12 protein-coding genes are annotated in these 16,304 nt (G+C 65.3%); 2 read left to right on the top strand and 10 right to left on the bottom strand.

The window, feature by feature from the left end; all coding sequences use genetic code 11:
* Positions 1–18: 18 nt before the first annotated feature.
* From F8N66_RS05170 to F8N66_RS05125, 10 genes are all read right to left on the bottom strand, one after another.
* Positions 19–1,674 (bottom strand): dipeptide ABC transporter ATP-binding protein, encoded by a 1,656-nt coding sequence (locus tag F8N66_RS05170; protein WP_150769148.1) that lies wholly within the window; start codon positions 1,672–1,674, stop codon positions 19–21.
* Positions 1,671–2,558: an ABC transporter permease gene (locus F8N66_RS05165; protein WP_150769147.1), complete on the bottom strand. Its 888-nt coding sequence runs from the start codon at positions 2,556–2,558 to the stop codon at positions 1,671–1,673. The genes F8N66_RS05170 and F8N66_RS05165 overlap by 4 nt, the downstream gene beginning before the upstream one ends.
* The gene (locus F8N66_RS05160) at positions 2,555–3,565 is read right to left on the bottom strand and encodes an ABC transporter permease (protein ID WP_150769146.1); all 1,011 of its coding nucleotides are present in this window, start codon (positions 3,563–3,565) and stop codon (positions 2,555–2,557) included. Before F8N66_RS05160 ends, F8N66_RS05165 begins: the two co-directional genes overlap by 4 nt.
* A 10-nt stretch (positions 3,566–3,575) precedes the next feature.
* On the bottom strand, positions 3,576–5,186 hold the full coding sequence (locus F8N66_RS05155; RefSeq protein WP_150769145.1) for an ABC transporter substrate-binding protein: 1,611 nt from the start codon (positions 5,184–5,186) through the stop codon (positions 3,576–3,578).
* Entirely contained in the window at positions 5,183–6,550 is a 1,368-nt protein-coding gene (locus F8N66_RS05150; protein ID WP_150769144.1) for an LLM class flavin-dependent oxidoreductase, read from the bottom strand. Before F8N66_RS05150 ends, F8N66_RS05155 begins: the two co-directional genes overlap by 4 nt.
* 13 nt (positions 6,551–6,563) lie before the next feature.
* Complete coding sequence (locus F8N66_RS05145) at positions 6,564–9,008, bottom strand: TonB-dependent receptor plug domain-containing protein (RefSeq protein WP_150769143.1); 2,445 nt, start codon at positions 9,006–9,008, stop codon at positions 6,564–6,566.
* A 6-nt stretch (positions 9,009–9,014) separates the two neighbouring features.
* Positions 9,015–9,974: an ABC transporter substrate-binding protein gene (locus F8N66_RS05140; protein WP_150769142.1), complete on the bottom strand. Its 960-nt coding sequence runs from the start codon at positions 9,972–9,974 to the stop codon at positions 9,015–9,017.
* Between the two features lie 10 nt (positions 9,975–9,984).
* Positions 9,985–10,818 carry a class II aldolase/adducin family protein gene (locus tag F8N66_RS05135; protein WP_150769141.1) on the bottom strand — a complete coding sequence of 278 codons (834 nt, stop codon included), beginning with the start codon at positions 10,816–10,818 and terminating at the stop codon, positions 9,985–9,987.
* A gap of 372 nt (positions 10,819–11,190) precedes the next feature.
* Positions 11,191–12,594, bottom strand: coding sequence for an MFS transporter (locus tag F8N66_RS05130; protein WP_150769140.1), 1,404 nt, complete (start codon positions 12,592–12,594; stop codon positions 11,191–11,193).
* A gap of 79 nt (positions 12,595–12,673) precedes the next feature.
* Positions 12,674–14,020: an LLM class flavin-dependent oxidoreductase gene (locus F8N66_RS05125; protein WP_150769139.1), complete on the bottom strand. Its 1,347-nt coding sequence runs from the start codon at positions 14,018–14,020 to the stop codon at positions 12,674–12,676.
* Positions 14,021–14,294: 274 nt separating this feature from the next.
* Here F8N66_RS05125 and F8N66_RS05120 point away from each other — a divergent pair, with 274 nt between their 5' ends.
* A complete protein-coding gene (locus F8N66_RS05120; RefSeq protein WP_150769138.1) occupies positions 14,295–15,908 on the top strand; it encodes an FAD-dependent oxidoreductase in 1,614 nt (537 codons plus the stop codon).
* A complete protein-coding gene (locus tag F8N66_RS05115) occupies positions 15,905–16,282 on the top strand; it encodes a ferredoxin family protein (protein WP_150769137.1) in 378 nt (125 codons plus the stop codon). The genes F8N66_RS05120 and F8N66_RS05115 overlap by 4 nt, the downstream gene beginning before the upstream one ends.
* Positions 16,283–16,304 lie beyond the last annotated feature (22 nt).

Below are 16,304 nucleotides of genomic sequence, written 5' to 3'. Positions count from 1 at the left end.
GCCTGGCGCGAGCGCCGCTCAGGCCCTTGCCGCATCGAGTTCGGGCAAGTGGCTGGCACCTTCGAGGGGGTAGCGCTGGCCAGGGACGTCGGCCAGCAGCGCACGGGTGTAGTCACTGGCCGGGAACTGGAAGATCTGCTCGCAGGCCCCCTGCTCCACCACGCGCCCGGCTTGCATCACCACCACCTGATCGGAGATTTGCCGCACGACCGCCAGATCGTGGGAAATGAACAGGTAGCTCAGGCCCAGCCGCGCCTGCAATTCGCCCAGCAATTTGAGTATCTGCCCCTGGACCGAAGCATCCAGCGCCGACAGCGGCTCATCGAGCACCAGCAGTTCCGGCTCCAGCGCCAGGGCCCGGGCAATCGCCACCCGCTGGCGTTGACCGCCGGACAGTTCGCCAGGGCGGCTGTCGAGCAGCCTCGCCGGCAACTCCACCTGTTCCAGCAGGGTCGCCGCCCGTTGCCGGCGCCCGTTGGCATCGCCGATCGCGAAGGCTTGCAAGGGTTCGCTGATGATCTGCGCCAGGGTCAAGCGTGGATTGAGCGACGCGTAGGGGTTCTGGTAGACCACCTGAATCCGCCGCCGCAGGGCCAGCCACTCGCGACTCGACACCTGGCTGATGTCCTGGCCGTCGAACGTCACCCTGCCGGCGTCGCGCCGTTCCAGGCCGAGGATCAAGCGCGCGGTGGTGGATTTGCCGGACCCCGACTCCCCCACCAGGCTGGTGGTGCCGCGCCGGGGCACATGGAACGACACGCCATCGACCGCCGCCGGGCCGGGGTTGCGCCAGCTGGAAAAATCCTTGCTCAGGTGCTTTGCCTCCAACAGGGGGGCCTCGCCGTGCGCGGCCACCGCAGGATGGCGCCGTTGCTGCACCACGCTGCTCGGCGCCGCCTGCAGCAATTGCCGGGTGTAGGCGTGTTGCGGCGCCTGGAACACCCGCCGGGCGTCACCGGCCTCGACGATCCGCCCCTGATGCATCACCAGCAACCGGTCGGCGCGATCCAGTGCCACCCCCAGGTCATGGGTGATCAACAACACGGCGGTGCCGCGTTCCCGCGCCAGTGCCTGCAAGCGGTCGAGAATCTGCCGTTGCACGCCGACGTCCAGTGCACTGGTGGGCTCATCGGCGATGATCAGTGGCGGGTCATTGGCCAGGGCGATGGCGATCAACACCCGCTGGCGCATGCCCCCCGACAGTTGATGGGGATAGCCGCGAAAGACCCGCCCGGCATCCGCCAGGCCGACCTCGCGCAACAATTCCAGGCTGCGCAACCGCGCCAGGGCTTTGGGCATGCCGTGCAGGGTCAGCGCTTCGATCAACTGACTGCCGATGCGCTTGACCGGGTCCAGCGACAGGCCGGGGTCCTGGGGCACGAAGCCGACACGGCGGCCACGAATCGCCTGCCACTGCCGCTCGCTGGCCTGGGTCAACTCCTGCCCCGCCAGCCGGATGCTGCCGGCTTCGATCCGCGCATTGGCGGCCAGCAACCCCATCAAGGCGGCGGCCGTGGTGGATTTACCGGAGCCGGACTCGCCGACAATCGCCAGTATTTCCCCCGCCCGCAGCTGGAAATCGATGCCCGCCACGCCTTCTGTGCGCCCGTCGCGGCCGTGGTAGGCAATGCGCAGGTCGCGCACGTGCAGCAAGGGTTGCGGTTGATCACTCATCGGCTGACTCCCTGATTATCCTGAATGGCCCTGGCCAGTTGGTTGGTCGCCACCACCACGGTCGCCACCACCAGCCCCGGCAAACTGGTGTACCACCAGGCCGACACCATGTAGTTGCGCCCTTCCGACACCAGCAGCCCCCACTCCGGTTGCGGCGGTGGCGCGCCGAAACCGAGAAAGCTCAAGGCCGACACCGCCAGCACCGCGCTGCCGAACTCCAGCGCGGCCAGGGCCAGCACCGGCGCACTGGCGTGGGGCAGAATGTGCCGGGCAATGATGGTCCAGGGCCCGACCCCGCAGGCGGACGCCGCCTCGACGAAGGTGCTGGCGTTCCAGCGCAGCACCTCGCCCCTGACCAGTCGCGCAAAGGTCGCCACCGATGACAGCCCGACCGCCAGGGCAATGTTCAGCGTGCCGAAACCCAGCACGGTGATGACCGCCATGGCCAGCAGCAACGCCGGAATCGCCATCAGCACATCCACCAGGCGCATCAGCGCGGCGTCCAGCCAACCGCCAAAAAAACCCGCCAGCACACCCAGCACAATGCCGCTGAACAAGGCGATGACCACCGCCAGCAGCGTCGCCCGCAACGACAGCGCCGCGCCGTGCACCGTGCGGCTGTACAAGTCGCGGCCCAGATGGTCGGTGCCGAACCAGTGCGCCAGCGACGGAGGCTGCACGGCCTGGGCAGGCACCCCGAGCAATGGATCGTAGTGAGTGAACAGCTGCGGCCACAGCGCCCAGCCCAGCACCCACAGCAGCACCAGAAGGCCCAGCGGCAGCAGCGGTCGGCGACGCACGACGCGCCACAGCGTTGCCGAGCCGCCCGAAAGCAGCCGCGTGCGGCCCGGGATCGGCAGTGTCTTGATCGTTCCTTCGCTCATCCCCTGGCTCCTGTAGCAGTGGCGCGGATACGCGGGTCCAGCAGCGGATACAACAGATCCACCAACAGGTTGACGACAATGAAAATCAGCGCTGCCAGCAGCACCACACCCTGGACCACGGGAATGTCCTGGGTGCTGACGGCCGCTTGCGCCAGGCGCCCGACGCCTTCGCGGGAAAACACGGTTTCAGTCACCACGGAACCGGCCAGCAGTGAACCGACGATCACCCCCGACAGGCTCAGCACCGGGATCAGCGCGTTGTGCAGCAAGTGCACCAGCAATAGGCGCACCGGCCCCAGCCCCTTGGCCCGCAAGGCTTCGACAAACGGCTGGCCACGGGTCGCCGCCAGCGAGCGGGCCAGGACCTGGGCGATCACCGCACTGGTGGGAATGGCCAGCGTCAGGGTTGGCAGCACCAGCGAGGCCAGCCCCTGATTGCCCATCGCCGGAAACCAGTGCCAGCCAAAGGAAAACCACTGCAACAGCAACAGCCCGACCCAGAACGTCGGCAACGACACCGACAGGGCCGGCAAGCCCAGCAGCAGATCGCGCAACCACTGCCGGCGCGTCACGCTGGCGGCCAGGGCCAGGCCGGTTCCGGCGACCAACGCCACCGCCAGGGCCAGGAAGGTCAGTGCGGCGGTGGCCGGCAAGGCGTCGGCCAACGACCGCGACACCGGTTGCCCGGTCTGGATCGAATCACCGAAATCCAGCTGCACCGCCCGCCACAGTGCAATGCCGTACTGCACCGCCAGAGGCTCGTCGAGGTGGTACTGCGCCCGCAGCGCCGCCACCTGTTGCTGATTGACCGTGCTCTGCTCGCCGCTCTGGTTGAGCATGATGCTCACCGGATCGCTGGGCAGCGCGTAGAGAATCAGGAACGACAGGCTGAACGCCGCCCACAGCACCACCAGCGCCTGCCAGGCACGGGCCAGCAGATATCGCCAGAGACCCGAGCCCCGGCGCCGTGCCAGGGCCGGGTTCGCGACCGTCAGGGAATCACTCATCGCCTTGCCCTCATCGCTGCAACCAGGTGTCGAAGAACTGCAACCGCGATGACGCCTCGTAATGCAGGCCGTGCACCGCTTTGCCGTGGGCCATGACCGTCGCCAGCTCAATCAGCGCAATCGCATGGCCGTCGCGCAGCAGCAACTCGCTGGCCTGATCGATCAGGACCTGGCGCTTGCCGCTGTCGAGGGTCTCGGCGGACTCGCGCAGCAGCCGATCCACCTCGCCCGGCGGGCGCTGGTTGATGTTGTAGCCGGCCGCGTCGTACAAGGTGCGCAGCACGTCGGGATCGGCGCGCGTCAGATTGAGGAAGCGCAGGCTGAAGTCGCCGCTGGCCTGGAGCGCGGTGACCTGGCTGATGGTCGACTTGTTCAGGCGCAGGTCGATGCCCACCCGCTTCAACTGTTGCTGGACCAGTTCCAGGATCGGCGTCGGCTGCCAGTAATCGAGGCGGAACGACAGCTTCTGACCGTCCTTGGCGCGGATGCCGTCCGCCGCCGGTTGCCAGCCGGCTTCGTCGAGCAGGCGTCGGGCGCCGTCCGGGTCGTAGGCCAGCAGGCTGGAAAACTCGCGGTAGAACGGCGTGCTGCTGGCCAACAAGGCGCTGGCCGGTTTCTGGTAGCGGGAAATGATGCTTTGCAGTTCGGCCCGGTCAATCGCCTTGTTCAGCGCCTGGCGCACCTTGATGTCGGCGAACAGTGGCGTCGACTCGTTGAGCGCCAGGTTGTACACCACGCCGGGATTGGCCCGGGTCAACAGCACCAGGCCCTGGCGCTCGATGCTTGGTTCATCCTGCGGCGCCACCCCGGTGTTCACATCGATCTGGCCGGACGCGAGGCTTCCCAGGCGCACGCCGGACTCAGGAATGATCAGGTATTCAATGCCGTCGAGCCAGGCTTTGCCGGTGTGCGAGGCCAGCGACGAAGCCCAGTCATAGGCATCGCGCCGTTGCAGCGAAACACTTTGGTTGTGCACGAAGGATTTCAGGACGAAAGGCCCCGAGCCCACCAATTGACCCTGGCAGCGTTCGCCCGCCGCCAGGCCCAGGGTCGCTTTGGACAACAGGCCCAGGGTCATGGTCGAGGTGGCCTGGAGGAACTGTGCGTTCCGTTGCTCGAACTCGACCACCACCGTCTGGCTGTCCGGTGTCTCGATGCCCTTCAGGCCGGCCAGGTAGGTCGAGCCGAGGACCGAGCGTGCGCCAAGGGCGGCAACGCCTTCGAAGTTGGCCTTGACCGCCGCCGCATCCACCGGCGTGCCGTCGCTGAAGCTGGCGCCCCCGCGCAGGTGGAAGGTGAAGCGCCGGGAGTCGGCGTCGACTTCCCAGCGCTGCGCCAGCCACGGCACGATCGCCCCGTTGAGCGGGTCCTGGTCGGTCAGCGAATCGACCAGTTGCCGCCCGACATTCAGCGCGGTGTTGTTGCCGGCCTGCTGGGGGTCAACGCATTGCGGATCGCCTTCCAGCGCCACCCGCAGCGTGCCGCCACTCTGGGGTTTGGCCGCCACCGCGCTGCTCGCGGCATCTGGCGGCGCACCGCAAGCGCCCAGCAACAGCGCCAGCATCGGCGCCGAGAATTGCAGCCAGCGCGCGGGTTGGCTGTCCTTGAACCGCTCACTCATGACTGAACCTCTGCAAGCGGTTGCAGGCTCTGCCCGGCATGGCGGTTGGCGATGTAGGGCAAACCGAGGTTTTCGCGCAGGGTCTTGCCCTGGTACTCACGGCGGAACAAGCCGCGCCGCTGCAACTCCGGCACCACGCCGTCGACGAAATCGCCAATGCCCTGCTGCAAGCCGGAAAACATCACGTTGAAGCCGTCGGCGGCACCGTTTTCGAACCACTCCTGGAAATCATCGGCAATGCTTTGCGGGGTGCCGATCAAGATCCGGTGGCCACCGGCCGTGAGTTTGTTGAACAACTCGCGCACCGTCGGGCGCTCCCGGCGGATCAGGTCGAACACCAGTTTCTGCCGGCTTTTGTGGGTGTTGGTGTCGAAGTGCTCGGGCGGCAACGGCACCTGCGAATCGAACGGCAATTCGGACAGGTCGAAGCCCAGGCTGGTAAAGCGCGAGATCGAACGCAGGAAGGATTTCGGGTCTTGCAGCTCCTGCAGCCGGTCGTATTTGTCTTGCGCCTCGGCCTGAGTCTTGCCGATGACCGTGGACACCCCCGGCAGCACCTTCAAATGTTCCGGGTTGCGCCCCAGGCGCTGGGCACTCTGCTTGATCTCGCGATAAAACGCCTGGCCCTGCTCGACCGTGTGCTGGGCGGTGAAAATCAGCTCCCCGGCCCGCGCCGCCAGGCGTTTGCCGGAGTCCGACGAACCGGCCTGGGCGATCACCGGGTAGCCCTGCACCGGGCGCGCCGCGTTCAGCGGGCCCTGGACCTGGAAGTACTTGCCGTGGTGATTGAGCACATGCAGCTTGTCGACGTCGAGCCAGCGCCCGGACGCCTTGTCCTGGACAAACGCATCGTCCTGCCAGCTGTCCCACAGGCCGGTGACCACGTCGTAAAACTCCTCGGCGCGCTCGTAGCGGTCGGCGTGCTGGATGTGCGCGTCGAGGTTGAAGTTTTCGCCACCGCCCAGCGACGTCACCAGGTTCCAGCCCGTGCGCCCGCCGCTCAGGTGGTCGATGGAGGCGAACTTGCGGGCGATGTTGTAGGGCTCGTTGTAGGTGGTGCTGGCGGTGGCGATCAAGCCGATATGGCGGGTCGCCAGGGCCAGCGCCGGCAGCAGCACCAACGGGTCCCAGCGCACACTGTTGGGGCCGCTGGCGAGGGCCAGCGGGTCGAGGTCGACGTTCACCGTGTCGTTGAAAAACAACGCATGAAAACGCGCGGCTTCAAGTTTTTCGGCGATCCAGCGATAGTGTTCGAAGTCGCGGAACGAGTCGCCCGCCGCCGTCGGATGGCGCCAGGCGGAACCCTGGATACCGGCGCTGGGAATGAAGGCGCCCAGAATGATTTGTCTGTTGTCCTGGCTCATGTCGGGATCCTCATCAGAAGTTGTAACTCACGCGGGTGTACCAAAAGGCCCCGTAGGGATCGAACGGCGAAATGCTGCCGAACTTCGGAAAACCGTTGATATCGCCGTTGGGGTAGGCGTTGTTGTCGGCCTTGACGTTGAACAGGTTGTTGGCGCCGACGGCGAGGTTCAGGCTATCGGTCAGGTTGTAGGCGACTTCCAGGTCGGTGAGCCACTTGGCGCCATAGGTCACGTCGAAATCGGGGTTCACGTCCCGGGCGATGACTTTGTCGTAGCGGCTGACCGAGGTATTGATGTCGAAGCGGTCGATCTTCCAGTTGGCGCTCAGGATCAGCTTGGTCTTGGGGTTGGCCACCGTCAGGTAACCCTGGGCCACCCGGTCGAACAGCTCCAGGTTGCTGCCCACGGCGGTGAGCGCGGCCGGCGTCGACTTGATGCTGTCGATGTCGGTTTTGTTGTAGTTGAACGCCAGGCCGTACTTGACGTTGCCCCAGGCGCCGTAATCGACGCGGTAGTCGGTGACCAGGTCGACGCCGCGGGTGGTGGTGTCCGCCGCGTTGGTGAAGTACTTGACCCGGTAACCCGGGCGGAACCCGTTGGCCACCAGGATCTGGTCGACCCCGTTGCCGAACAGGAAGCCGGTCTGGGCGATGCGGTCCTTGATTTCGATCTGATAGGCATCGAGCGTGACGCTGGCTTCCGGCAACGGCTTCCAAGCGAAGCCGACACTGATGTTGCGCGACTTCTCCGGGCTCAGGTCTTCAGCCCCCAGTGCCTTGGCCAAGGGTGAGTCGACGCGCACCGACTTGGCCTCGACGAACTGCGGCACGCCATTGACCGTGGTGTACTGGTTGGCCGTCTGGGCATACACCGACTGTGACAACGACGGTGCACGGAAACCGTTGCTCAAGGTGCCGCGAATGGCGAACTCGGGCGTGAAGTCGTAGCGCAGCGACAGCTTGCCGCTGGTGGTGTTGCCGGCGCTGTCGTCATAGCTTTCGAAGCGCCCCGCCACGCCGACGTAGAATTTTTCGGTCGGGTTGAGCCCGACATCCACATAGGTCGCATAGCTGTTGCGGCTGGCCTGGCCTTCGTCTTCCGGCGTCAGGGTGATCGCGCCCTGGGCGCCGACCGCCGCCGGCTGGCCACGCAACGGGCCCGAGGGGTAGATGTAGCCACCGTTGATGAACGACAGCGGATCATCGGACTCGGTCTTGTAGCGCTCGTGCCGGTGTTCCAGGCCGGCGGACACTTGCAGCGGTTTGCTCAACCCCACCTCGAACGCGCGGGTCAGGTCGAAGTTGTTGGTCCACTGGTCAAAGTAATTGGTGTAGCTGTCGAAGCGCGTCGGGCTCAACGGGCCCAGGGACGCGTTGAGGGTTTCATCGGCGCCCGCCTCGCCCTTGTCACGGCCGAAGGTCGAGCTCAAGTCCCAGTTCCAGTCGGCCACCGCGCCCTTGGCGCCGGCGGCCACCTGGTAATCGGTCTCGTCGAGGGTGTAGAACGGCGCGGTGCCGTCGGGGTAGATCTCGGGAATGATGTTGGTCGAATTGGGCCGGCGGAAATTCTGCCCGCCCCGCGCATCACGCCGGGTCAAGGTCGAAAAGGAGTACAGGGTGACGTCATCCAGCGGCAGTTCGGCGTTGTAGGCCACGCCCACGGCCTTGATTTTCGGCAGGCCGTTTTTTTGCACGTCCTTGTCGGCGGTCGCCTCACGGGGGTCGGCGGACCCGTCAGGTTGCCGGTAGTAGAACGAGCCGGTGGCGTCGCGCGCGCGCACGGCCGTCTGTTGTGACTTGGCGTCCAGGGAAACGTTGAAAAAGCCGTCGTTGGGCAGCTGGAAACCACTGTTCAGGGTCTGGCGGATGGTGCCGCCGTCGCCTTTGGTGTACTCGCCATACGAGGTGCTGGCCGAGCCGCCGTTGTCGTTTTGCTTGAGGATGATGTTGATCACCCCGGCGATCGCATCCGAGCCGTATTGCGCCGAGGCACCGTCACGCAGCACCTCGATGTGGTCGATGGCGCTGATCGGAATCATGTCCAGGTCGACCGGGTTGGTGCCGTAGGCCGCCGTGGAATCGAGGTTGATTACCGCACTGTTGTGCCGGCGCTTGCCATTGACCAGCACCAGCACGTTCGAGCCATTGAGGCCGCGCAGGCTGTAGGGCCTGGCGATACTGTCGTTGGAGGTCCCCGATGGCCGTTGCGAAAAGGACGGCAGGGTTTTCTGCAAGGCCGTGCGCAAACTGTTGGCACCGGTTTTTTCCAGTTGCTGCGCGCTGATCACATCGATCGGCGAAGGGCTGCTGGTGACGGTGCGCGCCTCGCTGCCGCGCGAGCCGGTGACAATCACGGTGTCCAGGGTGTCATTGGTGGCGGCATACACCGGCAGTAAGGCAAAGCCTGCAAACACCAGCGGTGCGCGTTGCAGCGTCGAAACGAAAGCGTTGGATTTCATGGCAGTTCAACTGTTCAGAAGAGGATTGAAGTCGTTGCGCCACAGCGGTCGGACATCGACGCTCTGGCGAATCAGGCGGTTTTCGAAAAACAGGTCGGCGACCTGTTGCTGCGAGGCGATGGCGCTGTCGTCGATGCCGACCAGCCGCGCCGGCTGGCTGCGCTGGCGGAACTGGCGCAGGTACAGCGTGCGGTCGATGCCGGTCAGCGCTTCACTGCGTCGTGCCCATTGCTCGGGGTGGGCGTCGACCCAGGCCCAGGTGGCCTTTTCGCGCTGCAGAAAGTCGCCGATCTGGCTGCGCCGCAATGGGTCGGCCAGTACCTGCTCGGTGGTGGCGATCACGTAATTGCCGGAGTAGTAGCGACTGACGTTTTCCAGCAGTTCGCCGTCCATTTGGGTGGCGGCCTGCAAGGCACTGATCCCGCCGGTGGCCAGCGCGTCGATGTGGCCGTTGCGAAACGCGGTCAGGGCGTCCTGTACCGGCAACGGCACGGCGTTCACGTCGGCCAGGGACAAGCCGTTCTGGCGCAGCATGTTGAGCACGAAGTAGTGGGTGTTGGTGGCCCGCACGTAGCTGATGGTCTTGCCCTTGAGGTCAGCGATGCGGCGGATCCCGGAGCCCTTCTTGACCACGATCCCGCTGTCGTTGTTGTCCCCCTTGAACACGGCGACCAGCGCCAGCGGCACCTTGGCAATCGAGGCGAAAATCGGCGGGATCTCGCTCATGAACGCGTAGTCCAGGTGGCCACTGGTCAAGGCTTCGAGCACCAGGTTGCCGCCACCGATGTCCACCCACTCCACCGGGTAAGGCGTGTCGGCCTGCCCGGCATCGGCGAGGAAGGACGCGGCCGAACCCTTGTAGCGCCAGACCCGCAACGGCGCCGGCGCGGCCTGGGCACCGAGCAAGGTGCCGGCGGCCAGGACGCCAGTGGCCAGCAGCATTTGCCGACGAGAGAGCATGTGCATGGCCAGGTCCTCAGTCGAGCAGATCGGGTTCTTCGGTGCGGATCAGGTCCCACAGCGGCAGGAAGTTGAGCCAGCCGAAAAACTCGTGACGGGCCTTGTCGATGCCGCCTTCGAGGGCGTCCGCCGCCGGAATCGACGGCGTACCGGCCGAGTGCGCCAGCAGATGAGCGCGGGCGGTGTCTTCAGCGAGGATGAAGCGCCAGGCCGCGCTTTCCACCGTCCCGCCGGTGACCCACAGGCCGTGGTTCTGCCAGATCAGCAAATTGTTGTCGGCAAAACGCTCGACGAAGGCGCGGCTGACGATGTCCCGGTCCTGCTCAAGGGCTCCGCTGGCGGTGCGCAGGTCGTGGCGGCGAAAGATCACCTGGTCGTTCTGAAAGGCACCGGCCTCGGCCGTGATCGGATCGAACAGGCGATCCAGCGACGACCACACCCGGCCATGAAACGAATGCAGATGGGCGATGCCCACCACGTCCGGACGCGCCTGCTGCAAGTCATGGTGCAGTTCCAGGGCGCTGGTATTGAGCAGGCCATCGCCCTCCACCACCTGGCCGTGACTGTCCACGCGCAGCAGATGGGAAACGGTGATCTGCGAAAACGGCACGCCGAGCGGGTTGATCCAGTAGTGCGAGGGATGGATCGGGTCGCGGGCGGTGAAATGCCCGGCCACGCCGACTTCGTAGCCATAGCGTGCGAACAGCCGGTAGGCGGCGGCGAGCCGCTGCTTGCGGTGCAGGCGCTCCTGCAGCGGGTCTTCGTGGCGGGGCACGCCCCCCAGGGTCAGGCGGTTGTTGTCGGAAGGCAGCGTGTAGATGCTTTGCGGAAAACGCTTGGTCGTACTCATTCGGGCAAACCTTGATCAGGCACTCGGCGGGCGAGCGGTTTTTCTCAGGCGAACGAAGCCCTGGCTCGGGCGTTGCCGGCACGGGGATCGCGAGGGTGATCGTGGCGGATGGCGGCGCCGGGACGTTCGGCGAGAGCCGTGCGCGGCCATATCGGGAAATGAGGTCAGGTGGTCATGGTCAGGCGCCCTCGCAGGTGGTTCAGGTCTTGGCTCTCCTCCACCGTGCGAGGGGTCGGGTCGAGTTGTCTTCAGAGAAAGATCTCTTGATTCAAAGATATTCGTCTAAAAAACTTCTGTAAAAGTCTTAATAGTTATATGTTAATAATTACTTTATTTAATATTCACTGATTCTGTTATCAGTTAAATGCATTTTTATTTTCGTTCGGCCACGGCGTACAAACCGGCGCCCGCCGCACCGCGCAAACGGCGAAAAAGCCACAGTGAAGACCCGCACACCACCCCGCTGAACAGCATCACCAGGCCGATGTCCTCGACCGTCACCTGGGCGTGGCCGCGCCAGCGCTGCACCATCCCCAGAAAGGTGGCGGCCAGCCCCACCGACAGGCTCAGGCTCAGTTGCATGGACATTGCCGCCAGGCTGCTGGCCCGGCTCGACAGCGCCGGCGGCACATCGGCATAGGTCAAGGCACCGAGGGTGCTCATTTGCAGCGAACGGGCCAGCCCACCGACAAACAGCAGGCCAATCACCAGCCAATACGGGGTGTCCACCCGGAACACGGCACAGACCGCCACGGACAATCCGCCCAGCACCGCGTTGCCCACCAGCGTCTGGCGGAAACCGAATCGCTGCACGATGGGCGCGGCCAGAAACTTGATCGCCAGCGCGCCGGCCCCACCGGCAAACGTCAGCAGGCCGGCCATCAACGGGCTGAGTCCCAAACCGAGTTGAAACAGCAGCACCAGCAAGAACGGCAAGGCGCCACTGCCCAGCCGGAACAGGTTGCCACCCCAGATCGCGATGGAAAACGTTGGAATATCGAGCAATGCCAGGTCGATCAAGGGCCGTTCACAGCGCCGCGCATGGCCGACGTACAACCAGGCGAACAGCGTACCGGCCAGCAACAGCAGGGCAATCGGCACGGCTGGCAGCAGGCCATGACCCAGGGCTTCGAACGCAAACACCAGGCACGCCAGGCCTGCCGCGCTGAGCAGCAGCCCCTTGCCATCCAGCGGGCCTGCCTCGCCGGGCGGGTAATCCGGAATAAAGCGCCACACCAGCCACAGTCCCAGCAGGCCGATGGGCAGGTTGATCAGGAAAATCCAGTGCCACGAGGCGTAGGTCACCAGCAACCCGCCCAGCGGTGGCCCGACCACCGGCCCCAGCAGCGCCGGCGCGGTCAGGAAGGCCATGGCCCGCAGCAGGTTGCCCCGGGATGACCAGCGCAGCAGGATCACCTGCCCCACCGGCACCATCATCGCCCCGCCCGCGCCCTGGGCCAGGCGCGCCAGCGACAGCTGCACCAGCGAGCCAGACAAGGCGCACGCCAGGGACGCGCAGGTAAACAGCGCAATGGCGAACAGGAACACCCGCCGCGGCCCGAAACGATCCGCCGCCCAACCACTGGCGGGCACGAACATCGCCGCCGCCAGCAGGTACAACGACACCACCAGGTTCATCCGCAATGCCGGCTCGCCGAAGTCCTCGGCCATTTGCGGCAACGCCGTCAGGACCGCCGTGGCGTCCAGCAGCTCCATAAATAACGCACAACCGGCAATCGCCGGCACCCGAAAATCGAAAGGCCGGCTTGCCGACATGCAGGATGCTCACAGAGGTAAAGGTCATGTAGCGAGGGCGCTTGCCCTCCTACAGGGTGGAGGGCAAGCCACGCGAGATTTATGCCCGCCTGGCCTCTAAAGGTTCACGCGCCGCACTATAGCGATTGACCGGCACCGGCAAGCCGAGGTGCCCGCGCAGAGTGCTGTGGCTGTACTCACTGCGGAACAGGCCGCGTTCGCGCAGCAGCGGCAGGACTTCGTCAGTGAACCGGGCGAATTCGCCGGGTGCGCCGACCCGGATGTTGAAGCCGTCGACGGCGCCCTCGACAAACCAGCGTTCGATCTCGTCGGCGACGGTTTTCGGCGAGCCGACGAAGTTCGAAAACGGTGCGGCGAAGCGCAAGGCGGTCTGGCGCAGCGTCAGCCCCTGGTCACGGGCGACGCGCTTGATGTGTTCGGCATGGCCGCGATAACCGTTGCTGCCCAGGTCGCCCAGTTCGGGGAAGGCTTCATCGAGCGGGTATTGGGTGAAATCGTGATAGTTGAACGGGCGCCCCAGGTGCACCAGCGCCTTGTGCAGGTCCAGCTCGCCATTGCGTTCGCGGTCGATGGCCTGGGCCTGCTCGTCGGTGTCGGCAATGATCGGGGCGATCCCCGGCAGGATGGTCACGTGATCGGGGTTGCGCCCGGCCGCTGCGGTGCGTTGCTTGATGTCCTGATAATAAGCGCGGGCGTCCTCGAAATTGTCCACGCCGGCGAAAATGCCTTCGGCATAGTTGGCCGCCAGCTGGCGTCCGGACTCTGAAATCCCGGCCTGGAATATCACCGGCTGGCCCTGTGCCGAACGCGCGATGTTCAGCGGCCCGGCGACCGAAAAGAACTCACCCTGGTGATCCAGGCGGTGCTGGCGCTGCGGGTCGAGGAACACCCGGCTCTGTTTGTCGCGCACAAAGGCGTCGTCTTCATAGGAATCCCACAAGCCTTGCACCACTTGCAGGTGTTCGCCGGCCCGGCGATAGCGCTCGGTATGGTCGATGTGCTGCTCGCGCCCGAAATTCCCGGCGGCGCCTTCAAGCCCGGTGGTCACCACATTCCAGCCCGCCCGGCCGCCGCTGATCAAGTCCAGGGACGCGAATTGCCGCGCCACGTTGAAGGGTTCGGTATAGGACGTGGTCAAGGTGGCGACCAGCCCGATCTTCGACGTCGCGCCAGCCACGGCGGACAACAGGGTCAGGGGTTCCAGCCGGTTGAGAAAATGGGGCGCCGAGTCCGGGGTGATGTAGGGGCTGTCGACGATGAAGATCAAGTCAAACTTCGCCGCCTCGGCTTGCCGGGCCTGCTGGCGATACCAGTCGATATCGATACTGGCATCGCCGGGTATTTCCGGGTGCAGCCATTCATTCTGGGCGGTGCCGACACCGGTGAGGATGGCGCCGAACTTGAGTTGTCGTGGTGCAGTGGTCATGGGCATCTCCCCCGTTTGATAGCGGCGCTGCTGGCCTGTGGGGGCTGACCTTATGCGTTGCAAATACACCTGTGAAATGCTTTGTTGATCTAACCTAATAATGCATTTGTTTAATATTCTGAAAAACGAACATCAGTTAATTTAATATCGTACTTATAACCAAAGAGCATTTCACAGCGCCTTTTTATGGAGATAGCTTTATCTCCAGACCGACCCCCTTACTCCAGGCGGAGGCAAACCCACTTACCGATAATCTGCCTGGAGCCTGCTTGTCATGACGATCCCCCTCGCCTCCCGTACGACCCTCGACCTGGTCGCCGATGTGCTGATCATCGGTGGTGGCCTGGCCGGCACCTGGGCTGCCGTCGCCGCGGCCCGTGAAGGCGCCCGGGTGATCCTGGTCGACAAGGGCTATTGCGGCACCAGTGGTGTCACGGCCACGGCCGGCCCGGGCCACTGGTGGGTGCCGCCGCTGCCCGGCGCGCGCGAAGCGGCCATCGACAAACGCCTGGCCACGGCCCATGGCCTGGCCGATGCGCGCTGGATGGCGCGGATCATCGACACCACCTGGACCAGCCTGCCGACCCTCGCCGGCTACTACGATTTCCCGCAGAACGAGCAAGGCGTGACCCAGTATCGCGGGCTGCGCGGGCCGGAGTACCTGCGCGGCATGCGGCGGCTGGTGCTGGACAGCGGCGTGACCATCCTCGATCACAGCCCGGCCCTGGAACTGCTGCGTAACGAGCGTGGCGAAGTGGCCGGCGCCCGAGGCTGGCGCCGGCAAGCAGGCGGCGACTGGCAGATTCGCGCCGGTGCCGTGGTGCTGGCCAGCGGCGGTTGCGCGTTCCTCTCACGCTTGCTGGGGAGCCACACCAACACCGGCGACGGTTACTTGATGGCCGCTGAAGCGGGCGCGGAGTTGTCCGGCATGGAGTTCTCCAGTTATTACTGCATCGCGGCGGCGGGCAGCAGCATGACTCGCTCGATGGTCTACAGCTTCGGCGAGTATTTCGATGCCGCCGACCGTCCGCTGAACATCTCCACCGGCCCGGACTTTACCGATGCCCTGGCCAAGGCGTTGCTCAACGGCCCGGTGTTTTGCCGGCTCCATCGCGTGCCCCCGCACATCCGCGCCCAATTGCCGGTGATTCAACCGAACCTGATGCTGCCGTTCGACCGGCGCGGCGTCGACCCCTGGCGCGACAGATTCGCCGTGACCCTGCATCCCGAAGGCACCATCCGTGGCGTCGGCGGCCTGCGGGTGATTGACGACGACTGCCAGACCACCGTGCCCGGTGTGTTCGCCGCCGGGGACGCCGCCAGCCGTGAGTTGATTGCCGGCGCGACCTCTGGCGGTGGCGCGCAGAACTCCGCCTGGGCTTTGTCTTCCGGCCAGTACGCCGGGCGCGGCGCCGCGCGACGGGCCCTGGGTAACCCCGAGCGCAATGTCGCGCTGCAAGGCTTTGGCGGCGCGGGTTTGCAGTCCCGACTGTCTTGCACCGCGACCCGGCCGAACGAGCTGATCCAGCGCATCCAGGCCCAAGTCCACCCATTGGAGAAAAACCTGTTCCGCTCAGGCAGCGGGATCGGGCGCTCCCTGCAAGCGCTGGACAGCGTTTGGGATGAGGTGCGCGAGGGCTTGTCGGTCGATCAGGACAACCCGCTGCGGGCCCGGGAAATCGCCGCGATGGCGGCCACCGCCCGCTGGTGCTACAGCGCCGCCGAGCAGCGCAAGGAAAGCCGCGGCATGCACCAGCGCAGCGACACTCCTGAACAGAATCCGCAGTTCGACGCCCACCTGCGGATCGCCGGCGTCGACCAACCCTGGATACGCCACGACCCGCTGCCCTCCTCCCTCAACCCATCGCCACAAGGCAACGCCCAATGATTGAGCTGATTTACCAGGACCTGTGCAACGATTGCGGCCAGTGTGTCCAGGTGTGCCCCACCAACGCCCTGCGCCTGGATGCCGGGGGCAAGCCGCAGATCGCCAACCAGCAAGCCTGCCAGACCTGCTTCATGTGCGAGCTGTATTGCGCGAGCGATGCGCTGTACGTCGACCCCGACTGCGAACAGCCCCGTCATCCCGACCCCGATGTGGTCCGCAGCGCCGGCCTGCTCGGGCAGTACCGCCGCGACTCGGGTTGGGATGAGTGGGCGGCTGACCCGTCACTCACCAATCAGCACTGGCGCATGGACGGCATCTTTGCCCTGGCTCGCGGTGCTGTCGAGAGCACGGTCGCTCCCGACAAACCGCAATAAAAGGACGGGGCCAACTACCTGG

The organism is Pseudomonas fluorescens (assembly GCF_902498195.1).
Taxonomy (GTDB): Bacteria; Pseudomonadota; Gammaproteobacteria; order Pseudomonadales; family Pseudomonadaceae; genus Aquipseudomonas; species Aquipseudomonas fluorescens_BU.
The sequence above is the reverse complement of the archived record's forward strand: the minus strand, read 5'-3'. Positions and strand labels throughout refer to the sequence as shown.